This is a genomic window from Streptomyces sp. NPDC048275, assembly GCF_040652275.1.
In the GTDB taxonomy this organism is placed as follows: Bacteria; Actinomycetota; Actinomycetes; order Streptomycetales; family Streptomycetaceae; genus Streptomyces.
The window spans coordinates 41,657-63,117 of record NZ_JBEZLR010000056.1; the positions used below are offsets into that span (position 1 = coordinate 41,657).

The following is a 21,461-nucleotide window of genomic DNA, read 5'->3' on the forward strand; positions in this document are numbered from 1 at the left end:
TCATGACACCCTCCTGTTGTCGATGGCGTCCATGTCCCAGTCGATCCCGATACCGGGCACGTCCGGTGCCACCGCCAGTCCGTCACGTACCGTCAGTTCGGTGCGGGTCACCGCCCTCAGCTGCGGGATGTACTCGACGAACATGCCGTTGGGCACCGCGGCGGCCAGGCTGACGTGAAGCTCCATCAGGAAGTGCGGGCAGACCATGACGTTGTGGCTTTCCGCGGCGTGAGCGACCTTCAGCCACGGCGTGATGCCTCCGACGCGCGCGGCATCGACCTGTACGACGGAGGCGGCGCCCGACTCCAGGTACGTACGGAACTGCATGGCGGAGTACATGGACTCGCCGACGGCGACGGGAATCCTCGTCGCGGCCGCCAGGCGGGCGTGTCCGCTGACGTCGTCGGCCGGAAGGGGCTCCTCGAGCCAGTACGGGTCGTAGGGCTCGAGGGCGGCCGCGAGGCGGAGCGCCGAGGAGCCGGTCTGTGACTGGTTCGCGTCGGTCATGATGTGCATCGACGGACCGACCGCCTCGCGGACGGCACGCAGCCGCTCGGCGTCCTCGGCCACGTGCGGCTTTCCCACCTTGATCTTGACGCCCGCCCACCCGGCCTTCTGCGCCTGGAGCGCCGAGCGGACCAGGTCGTCGGTACTCAAGTGGAGCCAGCCGCCCTCGGTGTCGTAGAGCGGGACTTCCCGGCGATGGCCGCCGGCCAGCCGCCACAGCGGTTCGCCGCCGCGCTTGCACCGCAGGTCCCACAGGGCGGTGTCCACGGCCGCGAGGGCCAGGGAGGTGATGGCCCCGGTGGTGGTGGCCCGCGTCGCGGCGAACAGCCGTTGCCACAACGCCTCGACGTTACGGGCGTCCGCTCCGTCGAGGAGAGGCAGCAGGTGGTCCCGGAGCAGCGCCAGGACGGAGGAACCGCCGGTGCCGATCGTGTAGGCGTATCCGGTTCCCCGGAGGCCGTCGGCCGTGGTGATCTCGACGAGGACGGTCTCCTGCTTGGCGAAGGCCTGCACGGCGTCCGTGCGTTCCTTCTCCACCTCGATGTCGGCGAGCAGTGCCGTGGCGGTCGTGATGATGGTCATCGTGCGAGGTCCGCTTTCCGTAGTGCCGTCGGCGGTCACTTGCAGACGAGGATCGTGTCTGCGAACTGCTTCTTGAGCTGCTCGGTCTTCGCCTTCCTGGCCGAGTCGTACGTGCTCACGCTCGCCTTGGTGACCACGAACGAGCCGGAGTCGACGATCTGGCCCGGGTCGCGCATCGTGCACTGCGCCGTCTGCAGCAGCGCCAGCGCCCAGGCCCCCACCTCCGCCTGTCCCACGGGGTTCTGCACCACGGTGGCGGCGACCGAGCCGTCCTTGATCGCGCTGAGGATCTTGGCATCGTCGTCAATCGCGACGATCTTGGTCTTGGACCCGGAGCTCTTGACCGCGTCCGCGGCGGCCACGGCGGGGTTGTAGGCCGTGGTGACGATGCCCTGGATCTGGTCGCCCTTGGCCGCGAGCAGGTCGGAGACCGCCTTCTGCGCGGTCTGCAGGTCCTTGTCGACGTCGGTGATGGTCTGCAGCAGCTTCACCTTGCCGCCGGACTCCTTCACCGCCCTCTCCACACCCTTGATCCGCAGCTGCGTGTTGGCGTCCACGTTGTTGCCGGTGAGATGCACGAGCGTGCCTTTGCCGCCCATCGCGCCGATCGCGGCCTCGGTCGCCTTGTAGGCGGCGACCTCCACGTCCGTGGACAGGCAGAAGTCGGCCTCGTTCGTGTCGCCGGCCGGGCAGGAGGCGAGCGAAGCCACGGCGAAACCTTGTGACTTGAGATCCGCGAAGGTGGTGTTGATGTCGGTGGGCGACACCCCGAAGATCCCGAAAGCGTTGTACCCGCGGGCCGCGAGCGTGGAGACCAGGTTGTCCTGCTTCTGCTGGTCCCACTCGGAGGTCTCGTCGAAGGTGACGTCCCCGAGGCCGTACTCCTTCATCGCGGCGGCCCCCGCTGTCTTCCAGGGCTGGAAGTACGGGTGGGCGCCGCCAGGCACGAGGGCCACCTTGACGTCCGACCCGTCCGCCAACTCGGCGGTGCCCGTGCCGGACTTGCCGGACGCGGGGGCCTGGGCCCGGGTGCCCGAGGACTCATCGGAGTTCTTGATGGTGCAGGCCGCCGAGACCGCCATGAGCACGGCGACGGTGGCAACTCCTGACAGAACGGCACGGGTCGGGGGACGCATCTCCATCACTCCCCAAAATCAAATAGGAAATTGATACGGCGATGTTGAGCCACACACCAAGACCCGTCAACCCCCTGAACCGCACGAAGAGCAGGCTATCGCCACCATGCAGCAGCTCATCGCGCCGAGTCGATCGATGTCGCCAACTCGGCATCAGCTCGGAATCGGGGGCAAAATCATATAGGAACCGAGGCCCACCCGGCCCGCTGCTCGATCAGCCGGTTGGCATGGTTCCGCGCTTCGGCCAGGAACTTGGCGTAGTGGCGGAGGAGAACCTGGATGCTCTGTCCTGCTCGGCGCGCGCTCCGCCGGGTCGACTCCAGCCGGGCAGGGCACTCGCCATGGTTTTCAGCTCGTCGAGCGCGGCCAGGCCCGCTGGTGGGCCGTGAACGCACCCCATCGCGTCGCCCTCGTCCGCGCCAAAGCCCTCTTCGAACGAGGCCGGCTCGTCGAGCGCGGCCAGACCCGTGCGGCATGATCGGGGTGGCGCCTGCGTGGGGAGTTGAGATGAGTGGGGCCGAGCGGCTCGTCCTGCGGGACGGCGTCCGGCTGGTCTGTCGTGACTGGGGAGGGTCGGGTCACCCCGTCGTGCTGCTGCACGGACTGGCCGGTCACGCGGGCGAATGGGACGTGCTGGCAAGACGCCTGAGTGAACGGTTTCGCCTGGTCGCGGTCGATCAGCGCGGACACGGCGCGAGCGAGCGGTATCCGGAAGATGTCTCGCGTGCCGCCTACATCGCCGACGTCGTGGCCGTCACCGAGCAATTGGGGCTGGAGCGACCGGTCCTGGTCGGCCAGTCGCTCGGCGGCCACACCGCGATGCTTACCGCCGCCTCCCACCCCGAAATGGTGCGCGGACTTGTGCTCGTCGAAGCCGGTCCCGGCGGCCCGAATCCGAACCTCCCCAAGGAGATCGGCGACTGGTTCGACTCATGGCCGACCCCGTTCCCCTCACGTGCGGCGGCGGCCGAATTCTTCGGCGGCGGACCAGTGGGCGCGGCCTGGGCAGCGGGACTGGAAGAGCGCAACGGCACCTGGCACCCGCGCTTCGACCGGGACGTCATGGTCGCCGCACTGGCGGAAAACGCCCGGTACTCCTTCGACCACGAGTGGCGGCAGATCACCTGCTCCACCCTCGTCGTGCTCGCCCAGTCGAGCATCCTTTCCGAGCCGGACGTCGACAAGATGCTCCAGCAGCGGCCCACAGCTGTGGCGATGAGCGTTCCCGGCACCAGCCACGACCTGCACCTCGAACGACCGGAACTCCTCCACACCATGCTCTTGGCGTTCCTGGAGACACTTACCTGAACCATCCACAGGTCATGACGATTACTCTCGCTGCCTGCTTGCTGTATGAGCGCACGCACATCGCCAACAGGTCACCAGACCCTGCGGCCAAAGCGTCCCTGGCGAGGCGTGGACGTGGTCCTCGACCCCGTGGGCGGCGTCACGCGCCTCGCCGGTCTGGACGTGCCGGCTTCCTTTTCAAGGCCGGGCTGCTGGTGGACAAGAACGGCAAGAAGCTCACCACCTTTCCACGCCTGTGCTCCTTATCCAGCGCCTCGCACCCGGCGCGGGTCTGCGCGAGGGGAACGACCCGGTCGATCTGCGGACGGTCCAGCCCGGATCCGTAGAAGCTGTCGGTCCAGTCGGCGTCCCAGGTGAGTTCTCCCGCGGCACTGCGGTGCGGTCTCGTGGACCAGTCGTTCAGGGCTGCCGCGTCGGTGTGCGCTTACGGCGCGCATCGTGTTCATGAGGCGGTCACTTCCTGATGAAAGGCGGTGCCGTGCCGGTGGCCACGCCATCGCAACCAGCATCGCGGACACGGCCGGTGCCGACATCGCCCATTCAAGGGATCCTTGCCGCCGCACCCTGCCGGTCGGGCCCACCGCTCAGCCGGCCCCGTCGGCGATACCACCGTGCTCGATCGCCAGCCGGGTCAGTTCGACTCGCGTGTTGATGCCGAGCTTGGTGAAGATGTGCTTCATGTGCGTGTTGACGGTGTGCACGGACACGTAGAGCCGGTCGGCGATGGCCCGGTTGGTGAGGCCGTCGACGACGAGCGGGATCAGTTTCCGCTCGGATTCCGTCAGGTTCCCCCACTCCGGCAGGACGGCCGTACGGTGGCGTACTGCGTTGGTGCGCACGCCGAGCTGCCGAAGGCGCCGCCTGATCCGTTCGTGATCGCGCAGGGCTCCCGAGTCCGAGGTCAGCTGCCCCGCCTCTTCGAAGTACGGGATCGCCGACGTCGTATCGGCCGATGTGGCCATGAGCTCGCCGAGGTCCTCGCAAGCCTCGGCCAGGGCCAGCGGCCTGCCGGTGCTCCGGTAACCGGTGATGGCGGACGCCAGTGCACGGGGATCGCTGTGGAGCAGACCGTCCACGTGGGCGCGGACTGCCTCGATGATCTGCTGGCTGTCGTCCTGTGCGGTCAGGCCGCGCAGTGCGCCGGACACGGCCTGCGCGACCGACGGATCCTCGCCGCGAAGCGCGATGCGCACGATCCCGGGCCAGTGGGACGGAGGTACCGCAAGCAGCCGCGTCGGCTCACGGTTGCCGAAGCTGCCCGTGAGTGCCACTGCCGCTGGGGCATCCTGGCCTTCCGCGTCCGCCAGCCAGGCGCGCGCGAGCGACACCCACAGGCCGAACCGCTGTGTGGTCGCGCCAAAACCGGTTTCGGTGGCGCGGAGATGTTCTCTGGCCTTGGCGAGGTCACCGCGTCTGATCTCCACCAATGCCAGCACGGAGCGGGCCTGCGGACTCGGATGAGTGATCTCGAGTTCGTCCGCCACCGTCAGACTGGCCTCGGCCTCCACGGCCGCGTCATCCAGCGCTCCCTGTTCGAGCAGTGCGCAGGCACGGGCGGCATGCCAGTGGGGAAGTGACCAGCCGAGGCCCAGCGCCTCCGCTTCGCACTGTCCCTCCCGCAGAATCCGCTCGGTGTCCGCGAGCCGGTCGGTAGAGGTCAGCACCGTGGCCAGCCAGAGCGCCGGAATCCGCGGGGGCCGCAGGTAGAGCACGGCGGACTCCGTGCCGGCACGTCCGGTGGCCTCCTCGGCCAGCTCGAGGGCGCGGGCAAGGCGCCCTCGGTAGAAGGACGTCTGCGACTGGAACATTTTGGCGCTGACGACGAGAGCCGGATCGTGACTGCGGTAGGCGGCCTCGACCAGCCCGGTGTCGGTCTGCTCGGCAGCGGTGATGTCCCCGAGGTACACGTGACCCGTCGCCTTGGTCTTCAGCAGCCGGATGCGCAGGTCGGGCGGCAGCGCGGGAAGGTCCAGGGCCTGCTGGAGGTGTGTCATCGCGGCGGCGTCGTCACCCGCGGCCTGGTGGATCTCGGCGGCCACCAGGCGCAGGCGTGCCTCCTGCGGTGGTTCGAGACCGTCCGACAGGGTGGCCTCGACCAGGTCGAGCGCCTCGTGCACCCTGCGGGTCCGGCCGAGATACTCGGCGGCGTCGGTCAGCAGGGTGATGCGACGCCGGTCGTGCGGTGGCAGCAGGCCGGCGACCCGCTGAGCGAAGTCCGCAGCCGCGTCGGGGGCCGTCGTCGACAAGTCCCGTACTGCGGTGTGCACCGAGGTCACGGCGTCGTCGTCGACCGGGCCGCCCGACATGACGACATGCCAGGCCATCTCCGCCGATCGTGCCCCGGTGCCGCGCAGACTGTCGGCCGCCTCCCGGTGCAGAGCGGTCCGTACGGCCGGCGGCAGGTTCTCGTGGACAGCCTGCCGTATCAGGTCGTGGCGGAAGGCGAGTCGCGGGCCGTCGGCCGAGAGCAGACCGGCGTTCAGGGCTGCCTCCACGCCCGAGAGCAGGCTGCCGACCTGCCTGCCGAGCATGCGGGCGGCCGTGCCGAGGTCGAATTCGCGGCCGAGGACGGACCCCATCTGGAGCAGGCGCACGGCGTCTTCCGGAAGCCGGTCCAGACGCGCGGCGACACTCAGCCGGAAACCGACGGGGATGCTGTGCTGCAGGAGGCTGGCCACGCCCGCCTCCACTTTGACGGCATCCGTGTCGGCAAAAGCACGCACCAGTTCAATCGCCAGGAACGGATTGCCCGCGACGCCTCGCAGCAGCCTGGCCAGAGCGGGTGACGGCCTCGCCCCGAGCACATCGGCCGCGATGTGCTGCAGCTCCTGCTGCGGCAGGGGGCCCAGGGTCAGCCATCGGGCTCCGAGGCGTTCGAGGTCCTCCCGCACCCTGGCCACGGTCGGCCGTTCGGTCTCCGACCGCACCGCCAGCACCCACAGGATCCGCGAGGCGGCCAGTCGTCCGGGCAGGGCGCGGAGCGCGAAAAGCGTGGCCGGATCCACCCACTGCGCGTCGTCCACCAGCACGGCCACCGGGGCGCGCTGGGCTCGGTCCTCCAGAGCGTCCGTGATGCTGTCCAGCAGCCAGAGCCGCTGGTCGTCGGTGGCTGCGGCGGCCCGGTGGGAACCATCGGAGGACTGCAGGGCGGACTGCAGGGCGGCTCCTGCCGCGTACTGGTCGAACTCGTCGGCCCGTACGGACACCACATCGAACCCGGACCGCCGCGCCAGCCCGTCCAACTCCGCGAGCAGCCGGCTCTTGCCGACGCCTGGCGCGCCTTCCACGACGACGCAGGCACCCCGTCCGCCACGTACCGTTTCCAGCGCCTCGCGGACAGCCACGATCTCGCGGTCCCGTCCCCGGAGGCGCAGCCCGGTCATGTCCTGGTTCCCGCGCCCATGGGCCCGGCCGCCCGCGGGGTCTGTGCCGCGCATGGGGCAAGCATGCCGCACGGCCACATCGCCCTCAACGCCGCTTCCCAGGTGATCGTCGCTTTCACCCGGGTGATTGCCGGTTCCGCGCCGTCCGCTCACCCCACCGCGACGCATGCTTCGAGCCGTCCAGATCTCTTGCCCCCGGAGAGGAGCACGACGTGCGTACAGGCAAGGAATACCTGGCGGCGCTGAACGACGGCCGCACGGTGTGGGTGGGTGACGAGCTCGTTGACAACGTGGCCACGCACCCCAAGACCAGGGCATACGCCCGGAGCCTCGCGGACTTCTACGACCTTCACCACCGCCCCGACCTCGAGGACGTCATGACGTTCGTGGACGAGGACGGCGTCCGGCGGTCCATGACGTGGTTCCAGCACCGCTCCAAGGAGGACCTGAAGCGCAAGCGGCGCTACATGGAGACGGTCCTGCGGGAAACGGGTGGCGGGGCGACCCCGCGCACACCGGATGTCAACAACTACGTCCTGCTGACCTACGTCGACGACCCGGAGCCCTGGAGCAGCCAGTCCGTCGGCACCGACGGGAGGGACCTGACCAAGGGGATCAACGACTTCTGGAACCTGGTGCGGGAGGGCGACCTCAATACGACGCCGGCGTTCGTCGACCCGCAGACGGACCGCTCGCGCGATTCCGCCCAGGCCGAGTCCCCCGCCCTGCAGGTGGTCGGCACCTCGGACGAGGGCATCACCGTGCGGGGCGTGAAGGCGATCGGCACCGGTGCGGCCTTCGGTGACTGGATCCACATCGGCGTCTTCTACCGCCCCGGCATTCTGCCGGAGCAGATCATCTTCGGGGCGGTGCAGCCCAACACCCCCGGGATCACCATCATCTGCCGGGAGAGCAACGTCCGGGACGGCGAGGATGTCGAGCACCCGCTCGCCTCCAAGGGTGACGAGCTGGACAGCGTCATCGTGTTCGAGGACGTGTTCATCCCCTGGAACCAGGTGTTCCACATCGGTAACCCCAAGCACGCGTCGCTGTACCCGCAGCGCGTCTTCGACTGGCTGCACTACCAGGCCCTGGTCCGGCAGATGGTGCGCGCCGAGCTGATGCTCGGTCTGGCCCTGCTGGTCACCGAGCACATCGGCACCTACCAGCTGCCGCCGGTCCAGACCCGGATCTCCCGGTTCGCCGGCTTCCACCAGACACTCAAGGCACATGTGATCGCTTCCGAAGAGGAGGGGTTCCACACTCCTGGCGGCCTCTACAAGCCGAACGTCCTGATGTTCGACTTCGGGCGGGCGTACTACCTCGAGAACGTCGCCGAGATGGCCCACGAGATCGTCGACCTGGCCGGTCGTGCCTCGCTCATCTTCCCGACCGAGGGGCAGTGGCAGCGGCCCGAACTGCGGACGTGGCTGGAGGCGCTGCAGACCGGACCGGTCGGCAGGCCGCACGACCGGCTGAAGATCAGCCGCGTGATCCGCGACCTGTTCCTGTCCGACTGGGGCGACCGCATCAGCACCTTCGAGAACTTCAACGGCACGCCCCTGCTGGCCATCCGCACGCTCACCATGAAGCGCGCCGAGATGTCCCCGAGCGGCAGCATGGCAGACCTCGCGCGCAAGGTCTGCGGCATCGAACTCGTGAGCGACGAGCAGCAGGACACCGCGTACACGGCTCAGGCGGACTACGCCCGCCGCCAGGACGCCTCGTAGAACGCCTCGTAGCAGGATGCAAGGGCCCGGGTCAGAGCACGCCGCACTCCCGGGCCCTTGCGACCGCTCCGCTCCTGTTGTGCGCGTCGAGTTTGCGGAAGATCGCGCGTACCTGTGTCTTGACGGTGTTGTGGGACACATAGAGCTCGGCGGCGATCTCACGCAGCGTCAGTGGACCGCACAGGGCGCGGAGCACTCGGCGCTCCCCCAGCGACAGGTCCTGGGGGCCGGCCACGGCCGGCGTCACGGCCGTGCCCTGGCCGACTCGCCCGAGCAGATCCGTCAGTACCCCTGGCGACTCGCACCGTGCCGCCGCCCGCTCGGCTGCCTCGCGGGCCTCCCGCGCCGCGTCCGCATTGCGCCGCGCATGCTCGAGTCGCGCCCGCGTGAAGTGGCACAGGGCGCGTACATGGGGTTCGCTTCCGGTCCGGGGCGAGCCCGTCGGCGCCGCTTCCGCGACGGCCAGAACCCGTTCGGCCTCCTCGGCCTGTCCCTCTTCGAGGAGTACGCCGGCCCGGCCGATGTATGCGGACACGGCGACGAAGTGCCCGCCCAGACCGGCCGTCGCGGCCGCCCCGAGTGCCTCGTCGCTCAGCATGCGCGCCTGCTCGTGCCGTCCGGCCAGCAGCGCGCACACCGCCCGCAAACCCAGCGCGCGGACGAGCGCCAGGCCGTGCCCGGCGGCATACGCGTCACGGGTCGCCTCGCCGAGCAGCGCCTCCGCCTCCTCGTACCGGCCGGCCCACAGCAGAGCGGTACCCCGGGCCGTGCAGGCCAGGGCACGCCAGGAAGTCAGCGGCACGGTGCCGGCGACGGCGGATTCGCCGAGACGGTCGGCGGTCAGGACCTCGCCCTGCAGACAGCAGGCCACGGCCTGAGCGACGGCTGCCGCATCGGACACCGTGCTGCCTTCGCCGACCGTCTCCGGTCCCGTGTGTCTGAGCTGGGCCACATCCAGCCAGCGCCGGGCCGTTTCCGGGGCGCCGTTCGAGAGAGCCGCCATCGCCGCCACGACGCACAGTCGTGCGTCGGCGGCGACCGTGCGGGGCGGCAAGAGGTCCAGCCAATGCGCGATCTCGACACTGCGGCCTGCCGAGATCGCCTTCTCCCAACCGTCGAGAACCGACGCGACGGCCGCGGACTCATCGCCGCCCAGCACCCAGTGCCGTACGGCCGCAGTCGTCTCCCCCTGCCGCGAGTACCACTGAGCCGCCGACCGGTGCAGGGACACGACGGTGTCCGGCCTTTCGGAGGTCAGGACGTCGGACAGCAACAAAGACAGTGCTCGGTGATGCCGGTACGCCGACAGATCGGCGGCGACGGGCACGAGCAGCTGCACGGTCCGTGCGAGCTCGCGCAGCAGTACGCCCGCCCGTTCCCCGGCGAGGGCCTGGCTCGGCCCGGCGCTCAGCTCGTCCAGCACGCTGGTCCGTAGCAGGAACTCGCGCTGTTCGGTGGTGAGCCGGTAGAGCACCTCGGTGGCGAGATACTCGGTGACCGCTTGCCTGCCGTGGGCCAAGTGCCCTTCGGTGTCGGCCTCGTTCGCCGAGCGGGCGAGGGTGCGCCCCATGATGCACAGCCCCGCCGCCCATCCCTCGGTGGCCTCGTACAGCGTGCTCGCGGTGTCCGCGGTCGGAGCGGACCCGAGCAGATCGGTGAGCACTGCCTGTGCTTCCTCAGGGGTGAAGGCCAGGTCGTGCTGGTCGAGATCGGTGATCAGCCCCCGGGCGCGCAGGGCCGGAAGGGGCCGGCCGGGAATGTGCCGGGTGGACAGGATGATGCGGAAGCGCTCGGGAAGCCTTGTCAGGAAGTCCGCCAGGCTGCGGACCGCGTCGACGTCCGTGATGGATTCCAGTCCGTCGAGGATCAGCGTGAGCGGTCCGCCTCCCTCCAGTCCGGTCAAAAGGCTCGGCAGGATCTCCTCGAGCCATGCATCGAGCGTCCACTCGTCGCTGTCGAGGCGGACGGGCAGTTTCGGTCGTACGTGGTGCAACGCCCGCAGGATGCCGGCCCAGAGTCGGCCAGGGGCGTTGTCGTACGCGTCCAGGCTGAGCCAGGCGCACTCTCCGCGAGCCGCCAGGCCTCGCGACCACTCCGTCAGGAGCACCGTTTTCCCGGCACCGGCCGGCGCGGAAACAACCACCACGGGCTCGGTCGCCGCGTCGAGCCGACGCAGCAGACGCGGACGGGTCAGGAGATGCGGTGGCTGGGCCGGAGGCTGCAGCTTGAAGGTCGGCACGGAGCTGGTCATGGCACCTTCCGTGGGGTCGTCGGGACGAGCGGAGCCCCCGATGCCCATGGCTCGCCTTGCGAGGACCGGACATCGGGGGCGGTGGGGGCCGGTCACGGGCCCCACGGCGGTCTCGTTCGTACCGCCGCCGCCAGGACTAGGGCCTGTCCGGCGGATCAGGTTGCAGGGAAGCACCGGCACCTCGTAGGTGCCGGTGAGCGGGGCTTGGCGCGTGCAGCTGCAAGGCGGAGGAGGGCGTCGACGCGGAGCGTCGACAACCGACGACAACGCCGCAGATGGGCGTGCCAAGCCCCGCGTCCGCGGCATGATCCGCCGGACAGGCCCTAGTCCGGAACCCCGAGCGCTCGGAAAGCTCCCGCGAAATAGAGCAGCGGCCGGCTGTCCACCTTGTGTTCGAAATGGCGGACGTCACCCACGAAGATGGTGTGATCGCCGCCGGGGAGCGCCTCGGCGACGTCGCACACGACAGCCGCGATGGCGTCCTTCAGCACCGGCACACCATGACCGTCTATGGTCTCGACGCCCACGAACTTGTCCGGCTTGGAAGCGGCGAAATTCCGCGCCAGGGGCTCGCTGTCCTCACCGAGGACGTTCACGGCGAAACGGCCGTGCTCCGCGATCGCGGTCCTTGTGTACAGGTGGTTGGCGATGCACACGATCAACTGGAGCGGTTCCAGGGACAGGGTGCACACGGCGCTCGCGGTCATGCCGATGGGAGTGGATCCAGTGCATGTGGTGATCACGTTGACACCCGTGGCGAGCCGGCCCATCGTGGCTCGGAAATCGACTGTCGTGTCAAGGGTTTCGATCATCGGAGGACCTCCGTGACAGAGGGGCTGCGGGCCCCGGCGGCTGATATGAAGCGTGCAACACCCGCTGTTAATGCCGGAGAAATCGAGTCTTGGGCCGGACGCCACCGGGCATTCACCCGGACTGCCGGCTCACCGGCGCAGTCGGTCGACCAGGCGTCTCAGGTCCGCGGACGGCGGCATTCCGAGCTCCTTCATGACGCGCAGATAGCCTCGGTACAGGTCGAGCAGTTCGTCGTCCGAGCCGACCGCCTCCGCGGCGCACAGGGCGAGCCGCCAGGCCTGTTCCCGGTAGGGATCGCTGTCCAGCACGACACGCGCGAGCCGGCGGGCCTCCCCGACACGGCCGAGGCGCAGCGCCACGGTCGCCGCGTCCAGGCGGGCCTGCAGGAGGGCGGCGTCGAGTTCGGCGCGCCTGGTGTCGAGCCAGGGCGTCGAGAGGGAGTCGAAGTAGGCGCCCCGTTCGGCGATGGCCAGGGCGCACTGGAGCGTGTTCCACCGGTGCTCGCCGTCCTGCCGTGCGGCTTCCGCCAGCAGTCGCTGGAGGGTCCCAGAAGCGCTCACGACCGAGGACGCCGGTGTCAGTGTGTATACGTCACCGTCCTGAAGGAGCGACAGCCCGTCGGGCAGCACCTCGCGCAGCCGGTAGACGGCCTGCCGCAGGTAGCTGCGCCCCGTGGCGTCGCTCCGTCCAGGGAACAGCGCCTCTACTACGGCCTGACGCCTGGCGCTCGCCGCGGGCCGGGACAGCAGGTAGGCGAGCAACTCGACGCTCTTGGCCAACCGCGGGTGGACCTGCCGCCCGTCGGCGACCAGCCGCATCGGGCCGAGGTCCTCGAGCGTCAGTCGGGGTACGGCGCACCCGGTCACCGGTCTCGCGGTCGAGAGTGCGGACACGAGCTCGTGCCAGCGTGAGGTGTGCGTGGGTTCCGCGTCGGCCCGGTGCACGGCGACGGAGGGCACGTCCTCCAGAGCCTGCAACAGCAGATTGCGGGGGCCCTGGGCCGTCGCGACCTCCAGCGCCAGGTCGGCAGCGGCATCCGCGCCGTCCTCATCGCCGGTGCGCCACAACGCCTCGCTCAAGTAGACGGCCGCTGTGGGAAGTTCCAGACGTCTACCGCCGGTGCGCATTGCGGAGACCGCGGTGGTGAGGTGAGGCACGGCGTCGTGGTCGCGGCCGGCCAGCAGCAGCTCCAGGCCTCGCCAGGTGCCGGCCAGTTCCGCGGTGAACCCGTAGCGCGCGCACCCTCTGCGCTCCGCCTCGGCGAGCGCCCGAGCCGCCCGCGGCAGGTCGCGATCCAGGCGCAGGGCCAGCTTTGCCTCGAGGAGCAGGCTGAGGATCTCGTACACACGGGAACCCGTCGAGGCGATCCGGTCCCGCCCGGCCAGCAGTGCGGCCCACGCCTCGTCCCGGCGTCCGAGATCCGCCATCAGCTCCGCGGCCTCGATCGCGGCCAGCCAGACGGGCCGCGGTCCGTCTCCGACCGCTGCGTACGCCTCCTCCGCCTGGGAGATACGTCCCTCGGCGCGGAGTGCGGCGACCGTCCATGGCGCGCCCGCCGCTCTCCGCCAAGCGCCGGACGAGCCGTCCTGCAGTTGGCGCAGTTGCCCGGCCATGTAGGCGATGCGCATCACCATGGCCTCAAGGGGTCCCGCAACGCGGTCGAGAAGGTCGGGGGCGAGCTGGGGTGTGCTGTTGTCCGCCAGCGCCAGAACAGCCGCGGCGACGTCTCGAGGATGCCCGGGAGGCATGACGCGCAGGATCTCGCGCGCTCCGTCGATCCTCCCCACGTGCCACAGGCACCACACCAGCAGGGCCAAGTCCTCCGCACCGCCCGGTCGTTCGGCGAGCCCGCTCCACCACGCCCGACCGTGGGTGTCGGCCAACTGCACGCCCCGCCAGCACTGTTCGAGCCCGAAGGCGACGCGGAGCCCCGCTGCGGCCAGGCACGGTGGAAGCGGGTCGGGCGCCGGGCGCATGCGGTCGAGCCAGCTCTCGGCGGTCGCCAGGTCGAGTCGGCCCAGTACATCGGGCAGGGCTCGTTCAGCGGCGTGTCGTGCGGTGTCGGTGTCGCCGCTCATGAGCAGCTCGGCCACGGCGTCCTCGTGGCGCCCCTTGCCCTGGAGCAAAGAGGCGTACGCCCCACGCAACGCACGCAGGGTGTTCTCGTCCAGGCGTCCGATCTCGCGTCGGAGACAGTGGCGGAACCGCGGCAGGGCGACCATACGGCTGCCGTCGGGGGACCAGGTGAGTGGCAGTCGTCGGCCACGGAGAGCGGCCATCGTCCGGTCCGGCGATGCCAGTCCGAGGGCGTTCGCCTGCTCGGCCGTCACACCGTCGTCGAGCAGGCTCGTGCGGACGAGCAGCGCCGCCTCCACGGGCGTGAGCTGGGCCAGCAGTTCGGCCGCGAGGCGATCGTGCTGTATGGCGGAGGCGGAGGGGTCGGCGCCCCACCAGTCGTACAGGACGCCGGTGACCCAACCGCGCATCGCATCGACCCGTTGGCACGGGTCGTCGCTTCGGCCGATGCTCCGCAGGGCCGTGGCGGCCTCGGCCAGGTCGAAGGCCAGGTCCCCGTCCTCGAGGAAGGCGACGCGATGGACATCGCCGAGACCTCCCAGGCCTTGGGGCAGATCCACTCGGGAGATCAGTACCAGCCGCGGCCCTTCCGGCAGATTCCCGACCAGTGCGGCGAGCAACTCCTCCGCACCTGCGCCCCCACCGATCGTCTCCACGCTGTCGAGCACCAGCACCAGTTCCGTGCCGGCGAGCATCCTGGCGAGCAGGGCGCCGACCTCCGACGCCGGAAGCCCTCGCGCCAGTGCGCCGGTCAGTGCGGTCGCCGCGGCCGGCACATGGAGCGCGAGGGCTGCCTCGAGGAGGCGCGTCAGCGCCGGCCCGTCGGCGCCGGTGATTCCGGCGCCGACGGGCATCCCGGCGAGCGATACCCAGGCGACAGGGCCGACCAGTTCCTGAGCGGCCTGGACCGCGGCGGTCGTCTTGCCCGAACCTGCCGAAGCCGCCATGACGAGTACCGGGTACTGGTCCAACAACTGATGGATTCTGCCGACCAGCCTCGGTCGGGGTATGACATGGCTGGGCAACCGGGGCAGGACACCACCCGTTTCACCCGGATCGCTGCTCCTCATGAATGACCGCCCCTCGACGGTTGTGCTTCGGCAGTGGCGATCAGTCCACGGGAAGGGGTTCGAGGACGAAGGCGCGCCGCAGCAGGGTGTACGGCTCGTCGGTCAACTCGCGGCAGGGCCCGGCGTCAGCCTCGTACGTCTCAAAGGACTCGACCAGCGACTCCTTGACCCCGAACACCGGGTCCGCGTCCAGGTACAGGTCGTCCGAAGGGAAGAGCATGGTGGTCACGCGCTGGAATCCCGGAGCCTCGACCAGCAGGTGCACATGGGCGGGACGCATGAGCGACCTGCCGGTCGCGCTCATGAGTTCGCCGACCGGGCCGTCACCGGGGATCGGGTAGCTGGCCGGGCGAATGGAACGGAAACTGAAGTGTCCCTTCTCATCGGTCCGGAACAGCGCGCGCATGGCCGAGTCGTCTTCCAGGCCGGGCACGTCCACGTCGTAGTGGCCGTCCGCGTCGCTGTGCCAGACGTCCACCGCGGCGCCGGACACCGGCGCTCCCTCACGGTTCACGACCCGTCCCTCGAAGAACAGCGGGGTGCCGGGCAGACCTCCGGAGATGTCGGCGCCGTCGGCCTGCTGCGGCCTGTCGTCCCTGAAGAAGGGGCCGAGGACGCTGTTCTGCGTGGCTTCGGCGGGGCGCTGATTGCCCAGGGCGTCGACCAGCATGGTGACGCCCAGTACGTCGGACAGCAGGATGAACTCCTGGCGCGTCGCCGTGCACTTCTGCCCGGTGCGGGTCAGGAAGTCGATGCCCCGGGCCCACTCCTCCTCCGTCAGGTCCACCTCACGGACGAAGGCGTGGACGTGCCGCACCAGCGATTCCAGGATCTCCGCGACGCGGGCGTCCTTGGTGTCCCGCATGGTCGAGATCACAGCCTCGGTGATGGTCTCACTGGTCAGATCACGCATGGCGCGCTCCTGTGGTGTTCGATTATTTGATGACGGATGTGGATGGTGGGTAATTGGTCGCCGGGTGACGTCACGGCGCCTCCCCGGCCCAGGCGCGGGTCAGAAGGGTGTGGACAGCGGTCCGATCCACGGGTCGCGGATTCCAGTAGCCGTCCCGCACGATGAGTTCGGCCGCCTGCTCGATCCCCGATTCCGGCATGCCGAGGTCCCGCAGTGCGCTGGGGGCTCCGAGCTGCCCGGCGAAGTCGAAGAGACCGCCCGCGGCGTCGTCCCCCGGCAGCGCCTGCGCGATGCGGGCCATGGCCTCGGGGGCCGCCGGCCCGTTGTAGGCGACCACGTGCGGCAGGACGACCGCGTGGGTTTCGGCGTGCGGAAGCCCGAATGTGCCGCCCAGCACGTGGCACACCTTGTGATGCAGGGCCATGCCCACCGTGCCGAGGCATGTGCCCGCCAGCCACGCCCCGTACAACGCATCCGCCCGCGCCTCGCCGTCGTCCGGACGCCGCGCGACCACCGGAAGGGATCGCGTGAGGGCATCGAGGGCTTCACCGGCCATCAGGAAGGCGACGGGGTCCCGGTCCTGCGCGTAGAGGGACTCCACGGCGTGCGCCATCGCGTTGATGCCGCTGACCACCGATACCGCCACGGGAAGCGTGAGCGTCAGGTCGACGTCGTACACCACCGTGTTGAGCAGCGCTTCCGGCAGCCGTCGGGTCGTCTTCCTGCGGCCTTCGGTCTCTCCGAGGATCGGGGTCATCTCCGAGCCGGCATAGGTGGTGGGCAGCGCCAGCTGCCGAAGACCGGTCCGCACGGCGATCGCCTTGCCGAGGCCGATGGTCGATCCACCGCCGATGGCGAGCACGGAGTCCGCTTCCACGGTTCCGGCGTACGCGACCGCCTTCTCCGTGACCTCGACAGGGGTATGGGCGGCCGCTTCGGCGAATGTTCCCACTGCTGCGGCACCGAGCGGGTCGCGCATCTCCGCTGCCTGGTCCACTTGACCAGGGGTGCACAGGATGAGCACCCGACGGCATCCGAGAGCATCGGCCTCTTCAGGGATCCGGCTGCGCGTACCGCTGCCGAAGACCACCTTGGTGATCTGTCCCCGATGTACGAATGTCTTCATAGAATTTCCTCAGTCCCACCGCTCCTCTGTTTATGGAAGAAAGCGTCGACACTCGGCTGATGCGCGTCAACGGAATCCGTGGGTGATGACGACGATCGCCGTGGAAATACCTAGTTCGTACGACCGGCACCGACACCGTGACCTGGGAATCTCGACCGATATCACTCATCTGTGGGATGCCGGGGGATGCCAAGGCCTTGGACCGTGGAAGCAGGTCTCAGTCGGGCGGGATGGGCATTGGACCGAAATTCCTGCGGCGGACCGCCCCTGTAATGCCGATGGGCCCGCATGCGCGAGAGGCGGAGAAAAAGAGGGGCAAAGTGGTCGCCACCGCCCTCGAGGCGGTGGCGGATGTGCCGGACGGCGCGTCGTTGGCGATGGGCGGATTCGGGTTGAGCGGTGTGCCGAACGTATTGATCCGGGCACTGTTCGAGCGGGGCGTCGGCGACCTGTCGGTCGTCTCGAACAACTGCGGGGCGATGCAGTCGGGTCTGGCGGTGCTGCTGGCGGCGGACCGGATCGGGCGAGTGACGGGCTCGTACATAGGGGCGAACAAGGAGTTCGCGCGGCAGTATCTGGCCGGGGAGCTGGAAGTCGAGCTGATCCCGCAGGGCACACTGGCCGAGCGGCCGCGGGCGGGCGGGCGGGGCCGGCATCCCGGCCTCCTACACGCCCGCGGGCGTCGGGACGCAGGTCGCCGAGGGCGGGCTGCCGTGGCGCTACGACGGCTCCGACGGGGTGGCTTTGGCGTCGCCGCCGAAGGAGGTGCGGGAGTTCGACGGCACCGAGTATGTGCGGGAACGGGGCATCCGCACCGACTTCGCGCTGATGCGGGCGGCGAAGGGCGACCGGGACGGGAATTTGTTCAACAAGTGACCCGCAACTTCAACCCGCTGGCGGCGATGGCCGGGCGGGTCACGATCGCCGAGGTGGAGGAGCTGGTCGAGCCCGGCGGGATAGACCCGGACGCCGTGCACCTGCCGGGCATCTTCGTGCAGCGGGTGGTCGCGCTGACCCCGGAGCAGGCCGCGGACAAGGAGATCGAGCAGCGGACGGTGAGCAGCTCATGGCCTGGAGTCGTGAGGAGATCGCCGCCCGCGCCGCGCGTGAGCTGGAGGACGGCCAGTACGTCAATCTCGGCATCGGGCTGCCGACACTGATCCCCCAACCATCTGCCCGAGGGCGTGGAAGTGGTCCTGGAGTCGGAGAACGGGATCCTTGGCACCGGCCCCTATCCCACCGAGGAGCAGGTCGACCCCGACCTGATCAACGCGGGCAAGGAGACCGTCACGGTGCTGCCCGGCGCCTCCTTCTTCGACTCGGCGCTGTCGTTCGCAATGATCCGCGGCGGCCACATCGACGTGGCGGTGCTGGGTGCGATGCAGGTCTCCGAGCAAGGGGACCTGGCGAACTGGGTGATCCCCGGGAAGATGATCACGGGAATCGGCGGGGCGATGGACCTGGTGCACGGCGCCCGCACGGTCATCGTCGTGATGACTCACACCGCCAAGGACGGCTCGCCGAAGATCCTCACCGAGTGCGGCTGCCGCTGACCGGGAAGCGTTGCGTGAACCGGATCATCACCGACCTTTCGCCCACCAACTCGCCCGCCGCGGCTCCGGCACCGGCATCGCAACCCTCTGCATCGGTGTGGGCCAGGGCCTCGCCCTCGTCCTCGAACGCTGACACGAATTCGCCCGCGGTCAGCACACGCTCCCCCTCTGCGTCAGGCAAGGCCATGGCGGTGTGCAGCGGATGGTCGACTCGGCTGCGCCATCCGGAACTCCGTGATGGGGACGCCATGCCGCAACGCCTGGAATGCCGCCTCGGCCATGGCTTCCCAGTATGGTTCCGAGATCGCCACCAGGTGTTCGAAGTCGGTCCGTGGCATGCCGGTCAGGGCCGGATTGATGAGCATCATGGTCAGGTCCGGGTCGATCCGGCGACCGGCTGCCAGCACCCCTAGCGTTCGAGGTGAGACAGGAGCCAGTGAGTAGTTCCAGTCGCCGTGGAAGGCGTTGCGGCCTGGACCACTACCAGGTCCGGCTTTATCGGGCCTGGTACCGGCACATCTCCTTGTCGATGGCCGCACTCGCCTACCTGACCGCCACTCGAGCCGCAGAAGTCACAAAAAGGGGCAGAGTAGACGACGAACAAGAGCTCGCACCCCTGAGTGTCCCGGAGATCCGCCGCCTGATGGGCCACATGGCCAATGGGGCCGGCAGTGGCGCAGTCCGTTCGCGTAGGCCTGGCCGAACTTGGCGCACCATCAGCGGACCGTCCCGTAGGAGACGACCACACCGCGCTCGAGCATGAGCTCCTCCACCTCGCGGAAGCTGAGGGGGGAAGCGGAAGTACAGCCACACGCAGTGAGAGATCACCTCGACCGGATTCCGATGACCCCTGTACGACGGCGCACTGCCCACGGACGCCCCCTCCCAGCCTGATCAACCCGAAGATCATCTCACTCGGTCAACCAACGTGACAGTGCCCCGCGACAGGTCCAGTGCGATTCGAGCCGTGACGGAAGAAGTTCGCGCCGAGAAGACAAAGAGTGTGTTCGTGGACCTGTAGTGTGTTGTGATCATGGGAGGGGTCGAGGAAGTCGACATAACACTCAAAAGGTGTTCGGACACAATCTCTTCAGCGAGCCGTGACCAACGGTGAGACACTGTCTCGACACTGTGTGGATGATGACGGTATCCGCCGCGCCTGGGTCCGCTCGCGTGACGACGACAGCGCTCATGCCGGTTGCTCACCAGTACGGGTCAAGGTTTCCGAATCATCAAGCGCGATCGAAACTCAGCCGGCGGCGTCGACATGTGTCGGTCCTCGGTCGCCGCATTGTCACATCCTTCGAGCTCATTCCTCCCGAACGCGACAGAAAGTAGACGGATCAGCATGTCGGATGAAGCCAAGCCGGTTCACGTTCCGGCGGACGGCGGGACCGCCGTCTTCCTGGACGGCCAGACTTACACCACCCTGCTGTCGAAGGCACAGAGCAACGGCGAGTTCTCACTGGTGGATTGCGTGATTCCGGACGGGGCGGGGACTCCTTCGCACCTCCACCACAACGAGTCCGAGACGTTCTTCGTCCTTGAGGGCGAAATCGTCATCGTGGTCGGGGGCGAGGAGCACGTGCTGCAGCCGGGCGGCTTGGTCTACGTACCGAAGAACACCCGTCACAACTTCGTGAACCGCAGCGGCAAGCCCGCTCGTATGCTGGCGCTCTACGCTCCTGGCGGCATGGACGGCCTGTTCACGGACGTCGGCGAGCCCGGAACCCGCGGTGTGCTCGCCCCGCCGAAGCCCCTCAACCTTGAGCTCTTGGCCCGTATGGCGCCCAAGTACGGCTACTCGCTCGCAGCCGAGTAGGGCCTTCGTGTCACTCGAGGGCCGGGACGAGCGCATCTGTGCGGTCCGGACCGGTGAGCGACGCCATTAGTGCACGGTCGGTGATGTCGACCTGCACGCCGAGCGCGTGCAGACCGTCGGAGGCCAGGGTCTCGGCGGCCTGCTCGGCGCCTTCGCCGTTGAGGTCCGCGAGGACGACGGAGGCGCCGGCCTCGGCCAGCGGCCGGCCGTAGACCTGGCCGATGGCGCCGGCACCACCAGTAGCGCATCGCTGATGTGAGAAGCGCCGAGGACGGGCATCTGTAGACCAGCGTTGGCGGGCTGCTGACCAGCGGAGAGCTCGTTCCAGCGGCCGCGGTGAGGGCCGACGCGGATGTCGTGTGTCGCTGATCATGCCGAGGCCCTGCGGCATGTGTCACTGAACCGAATCCGGCAAGGACACTCGCCGGCTACATGGGCGACCAACCGATCGGGCTGACCTGACGCCTGGCCGGTGTTGTCGGGCCTCATCTCCGGCTGCAGCCCAGCCTGTTTCCTCGTCCGATCCAACCCGTATGGTCTGCCGGCGGTACACGGGTGCCATGGTTGCCGACCTGCGCACTGGCCGCCGAACCCACGAACGGGACATGAGCAAGCCGGGCCCATCCCGTCTCCCCCGCCGAAGGAGCTCAGCCCTCCGAGGGGTGGTCCGTGATCCAGTCGGCCACCTGCCGCACGTACTCCCGGTATCCGGAGCGCGCGGCGGATACTACCGCGGTGACCTCCTCGGGTTCGGTGTCCAGGTACAGCTGCACCAGGACGTTGTGCGGGCCGTCCGGCGGCGCGAGGGCGGTCGCCAGCTCCGCGTCGATCATCCCGGCCTTCTCTGCCGCACTGAACGAGGAGGCGGGCGTCTGGGGCTCTTCACCCAGTACCGCCGCGGAGATGTGTTTGTTGATCGCGACGGCCAGGTCGGTCAGGAGCGCCAGGATCCGCTCGACGACGAGCCCGGCCTCCGGATCGCTCTCCAGGCGCGCACGGCCCACCGGTCCGAGGGAGTCGAGTTGCCCGACCGACTTGCGCATCGTGATGAGCCTGTGCTCGATCGATCCCCGGTCCAGAACCGGCGCCGCCGGTCAGGAGACCGAGCGGGCCGTCACCGACGCCCTCGCCGCCGGCTACCGACTGCTCGACACCGCCGCCTCGTACGGCAACGAGGAGGCCGTCGGCCGC

The 21,461-nt window shown here is 69.1% G+C and carries 13 protein-coding genes and 8 pseudogenes; 9 read left to right on the forward strand and 12 right to left on the reverse strand.

Features of this window, described 5'->3' with window-relative positions; translation table 11 throughout:
• Both AB0D57_RS28640 and AB0D57_RS28645 read right to left on the reverse strand, forming a co-directional pair.
• The gene (locus AB0D57_RS28640; protein ID WP_362079036.1) at nt 1-1,089 is read right to left on the reverse strand and encodes a mandelate racemase/muconate lactonizing enzyme family protein; all 1,089 of its coding nucleotides are present in this window, start codon (nt 1,087-1,089) and stop codon (nt 1-3) included.
• 35 nt (nt 1,090-1,124) lie between these two features.
• Nucleotides 1,125-2,225: a substrate-binding domain-containing protein gene (locus AB0D57_RS28645; protein ID WP_362079039.1), complete on the reverse strand. Its 1,101-nt coding sequence runs from the start codon at nt 2,223-2,225 to the stop codon at nt 1,125-1,127.
• Nucleotides 2,226-2,571: 346 nt separating this feature from the next.
• On the opposite strand from AB0D57_RS28645, the pseudogene AB0D57_RS28650 reads away from it, so the two are divergent.
• Both AB0D57_RS28650 and AB0D57_RS28655 read left to right on the forward strand, forming a co-directional pair.
• Nucleotides 2,572-2,703 (forward strand): annotated as a pseudogene (locus AB0D57_RS28650) (IS256 family transposase); the annotation flags it as partial.
• 29 nt (nt 2,704-2,732) lie between these two features.
• A complete protein-coding gene (locus tag AB0D57_RS28655; protein WP_362079042.1) occupies nt 2,733-3,533 on the forward strand; it encodes an alpha/beta hydrolase in 801 nt (266 codons plus the stop codon).
• 584 nt (nt 3,534-4,117) lie between these two features.
• On the opposite strand, the gene AB0D57_RS28660 is transcribed toward AB0D57_RS28655, so the two are convergent.
• Nucleotides 4,118-6,970: an AAA family ATPase gene (locus tag AB0D57_RS28660; RefSeq protein ID WP_362079045.1), complete on the reverse strand. Its 2,853-nt coding sequence runs from the start codon at nt 6,968-6,970 to the stop codon at nt 4,118-4,120.
• 158 nt (nt 6,971-7,128) lie between these two features.
• On the opposite strand from AB0D57_RS28660, the gene AB0D57_RS28665 reads away from it, so the two are divergent.
• Nucleotides 7,129-8,646, forward strand: a complete 1,518-nt coding sequence (locus tag AB0D57_RS28665; RefSeq protein ID WP_362079048.1) for a 4-hydroxyphenylacetate 3-hydroxylase N-terminal domain-containing protein — start codon at nt 7,129-7,131, stop codon at nt 8,644-8,646.
• Nucleotides 8,647-8,677: 31 nt separating this feature from the next.
• Here the strand turns inward: AB0D57_RS28665 and AB0D57_RS28670 are convergent, their stop codons facing one another.
• From AB0D57_RS28670 to AB0D57_RS28690, 5 genes are all read right to left on the reverse strand, one after another.
• Nucleotides 8,678-10,897 carry a LuxR C-terminal-related transcriptional regulator gene (locus tag AB0D57_RS28670; RefSeq protein WP_362079051.1) on the reverse strand — a complete coding sequence of 740 codons (2,220 nt, stop codon included), beginning with the start codon at nt 10,895-10,897 and terminating at the stop codon, nt 8,678-8,680.
• Between the two features lie 323 nt (nt 10,898-11,220).
• The gene (locus AB0D57_RS28675; RefSeq protein ID WP_362079054.1) at nt 11,221-11,709 is read right to left on the reverse strand and encodes a flavin reductase family protein; all 489 of its coding nucleotides are present in this window, start codon (nt 11,707-11,709) and stop codon (nt 11,221-11,223) included.
• Nucleotides 11,710-11,838: 129 nt separating this feature from the next.
• On the reverse strand, nt 11,839-14,760 hold the full coding sequence (locus AB0D57_RS28680) for a BTAD domain-containing putative transcriptional regulator (RefSeq protein WP_362079057.1): 2,922 nt from the start codon (nt 14,758-14,760) through the stop codon (nt 11,839-11,841).
• 136 nt (nt 14,761-14,896) lie between these two features.
• Complete coding sequence (locus AB0D57_RS28685) at nt 14,897-15,769, reverse strand: dioxygenase (protein ID WP_362079060.1); 873 nt, start codon at nt 15,767-15,769, stop codon at nt 14,897-14,899.
• Nucleotides 15,770-15,839: 70 nt separating this feature from the next.
• A complete protein-coding gene (locus AB0D57_RS28690) occupies nt 15,840-16,895 on the reverse strand; it encodes a maleylacetate reductase (RefSeq protein WP_362079063.1) in 1,056 nt (351 codons plus the stop codon).
• Nucleotides 16,896-17,173: 278 nt separating this feature from the next.
• On the opposite strand from AB0D57_RS28690, the pseudogene AB0D57_RS28695 reads away from it, so the two are divergent.
• From AB0D57_RS28695 to AB0D57_RS28705, 3 pseudogenes are all read left to right on the forward strand, one after another.
• Nucleotides 17,174-18,055 (forward strand): annotated as a pseudogene (locus AB0D57_RS28695) (CoA transferase subunit A).
• Nucleotides 17,962-18,486: pseudogene (locus tag AB0D57_RS28700) on the forward strand (3-oxoacid CoA-transferase subunit B); the annotation flags it as partial. The pseudogenes AB0D57_RS28695 and AB0D57_RS28700, both read left to right, overlap by 94 nt.
• A gap of 2 nt (nt 18,487-18,488) precedes the next feature.
• A pseudogene (locus AB0D57_RS28705) lies at nt 18,489-18,581 on the forward strand (acetyl-CoA acetyltransferase); the annotation flags it as partial.
• Nucleotides 18,582-18,738: 157 nt separating this feature from the next.
• Here AB0D57_RS28705 and AB0D57_RS28710 read toward each other — a convergent pair.
• A pseudogene (locus AB0D57_RS28710) lies at nt 18,739-18,915 on the reverse strand (ISAzo13 family transposase); the annotation flags it as partial.
• A gap of 2 nt (nt 18,916-18,917) precedes the next feature.
• Here AB0D57_RS28710 and AB0D57_RS28715 point away from each other — a divergent pair.
• Nucleotides 18,918-19,141 (forward strand): annotated as a pseudogene (locus AB0D57_RS28715) (hypothetical protein); the annotation flags it as partial.
• A 26-nt stretch (nt 19,142-19,167) separates the two neighbouring features.
• On the opposite strand, the pseudogene AB0D57_RS28720 reads toward AB0D57_RS28715, so the two are convergent.
• Nucleotides 19,168-19,321 (reverse strand): annotated as a pseudogene (locus tag AB0D57_RS28720) (IS6 family transposase); the annotation flags it as partial.
• Between the two features lie 475 nt (nt 19,322-19,796).
• Here AB0D57_RS28720 and AB0D57_RS28725 point away from each other — a divergent pair.
• Complete coding sequence (locus AB0D57_RS28725; protein WP_362079066.1) at nt 19,797-20,270, forward strand: cupin domain-containing protein; 474 nt, start codon at nt 19,797-19,799, stop codon at nt 20,268-20,270.
• A 10-nt stretch (nt 20,271-20,280) separates the two neighbouring features.
• On the opposite strand, the gene AB0D57_RS28730 is transcribed toward AB0D57_RS28725, so the two are convergent.
• Nucleotides 20,281-20,643, reverse strand: a complete 363-nt coding sequence (locus AB0D57_RS28730; RefSeq protein ID WP_362079069.1) for an SDR family NAD(P)-dependent oxidoreductase — start codon at nt 20,641-20,643, stop codon at nt 20,281-20,283.
• A 274-nt stretch (nt 20,644-20,917) separates the two neighbouring features.
• Nucleotides 20,918-21,313 carry a HepT-like ribonuclease domain-containing protein gene (locus AB0D57_RS28735; RefSeq protein WP_362079072.1) on the reverse strand — a complete coding sequence of 132 codons (396 nt, stop codon included), beginning with the start codon at nt 21,311-21,313 and terminating at the stop codon, nt 20,918-20,920.
• A gap of 52 nt (nt 21,314-21,365) precedes the next feature.
• Here AB0D57_RS28735 and AB0D57_RS28740 point away from each other — a divergent pair.
• A pseudogene (locus tag AB0D57_RS28740) lies at nt 21,366-21,461 on the forward strand (aldo/keto reductase); the annotation flags it as partial.

Coding starts and splice junctions, on each gene's coding strand:
- AB0D57_RS28640 (WP_362079036.1), bottom strand. CDS start 1,089: ATGACCATCATCACGACCGCCACGGCACTGCTCGCCGACATCGAGGTG.
- AB0D57_RS28645 (WP_362079039.1), bottom strand. CDS start 2,225: ATGCGTCCCCCGACCCGTGCCGTTCTGTCAGGAGTTGCCACCGTCGCC.
- AB0D57_RS28655 (WP_362079042.1), top strand. CDS start 2,733: ATGAGTGGGGCCGAGCGGCTCGTCCTGCGGGACGGCGTCCGGCTGGTC.
- AB0D57_RS28660 (WP_362079045.1), bottom strand. CDS start 6,970: ATGCGCGGCACAGACCCCGCGGGCGGCCGGGCCCATGGGCGCGGGAAC.
- AB0D57_RS28670 (WP_362079051.1), bottom strand. CDS start 10,897: ATGACCAGCTCCGTGCCGACCTTCAAGCTGCAGCCTCCGGCCCAGCCA.
- AB0D57_RS28675 (WP_362079054.1), bottom strand. CDS start 11,709: ATGATCGAAACCCTTGACACGACAGTCGATTTCCGAGCCACGATGGGC.
- AB0D57_RS28685 (WP_362079060.1), bottom strand. CDS start 15,769: ATGCGTGATCTGACCAGTGAGACCATCACCGAGGCTGTGATCTCGACC.
- AB0D57_RS28690 (WP_362079063.1), bottom strand. CDS start 16,895: ATGAAGACATTCGTACATCGGGGACAGATCACCAAGGTGGTCTTCGGC.
- AB0D57_RS28725 (WP_362079066.1), top strand. CDS start 19,797: ATGTCGGATGAAGCCAAGCCGGTTCACGTTCCGGCGGACGGCGGGACC.
- AB0D57_RS28730 (WP_362079069.1), bottom strand. CDS start 20,643: ATGATCAGCGACACACGACATCCGCGTCGGCCCTCACCGCGGCCGCTG.
- AB0D57_RS28735 (WP_362079072.1), bottom strand. CDS start 21,313: ATGCGCAAGTCGGTCGGGCAACTCGACTCCCTCGGACCGGTGGGCCGT.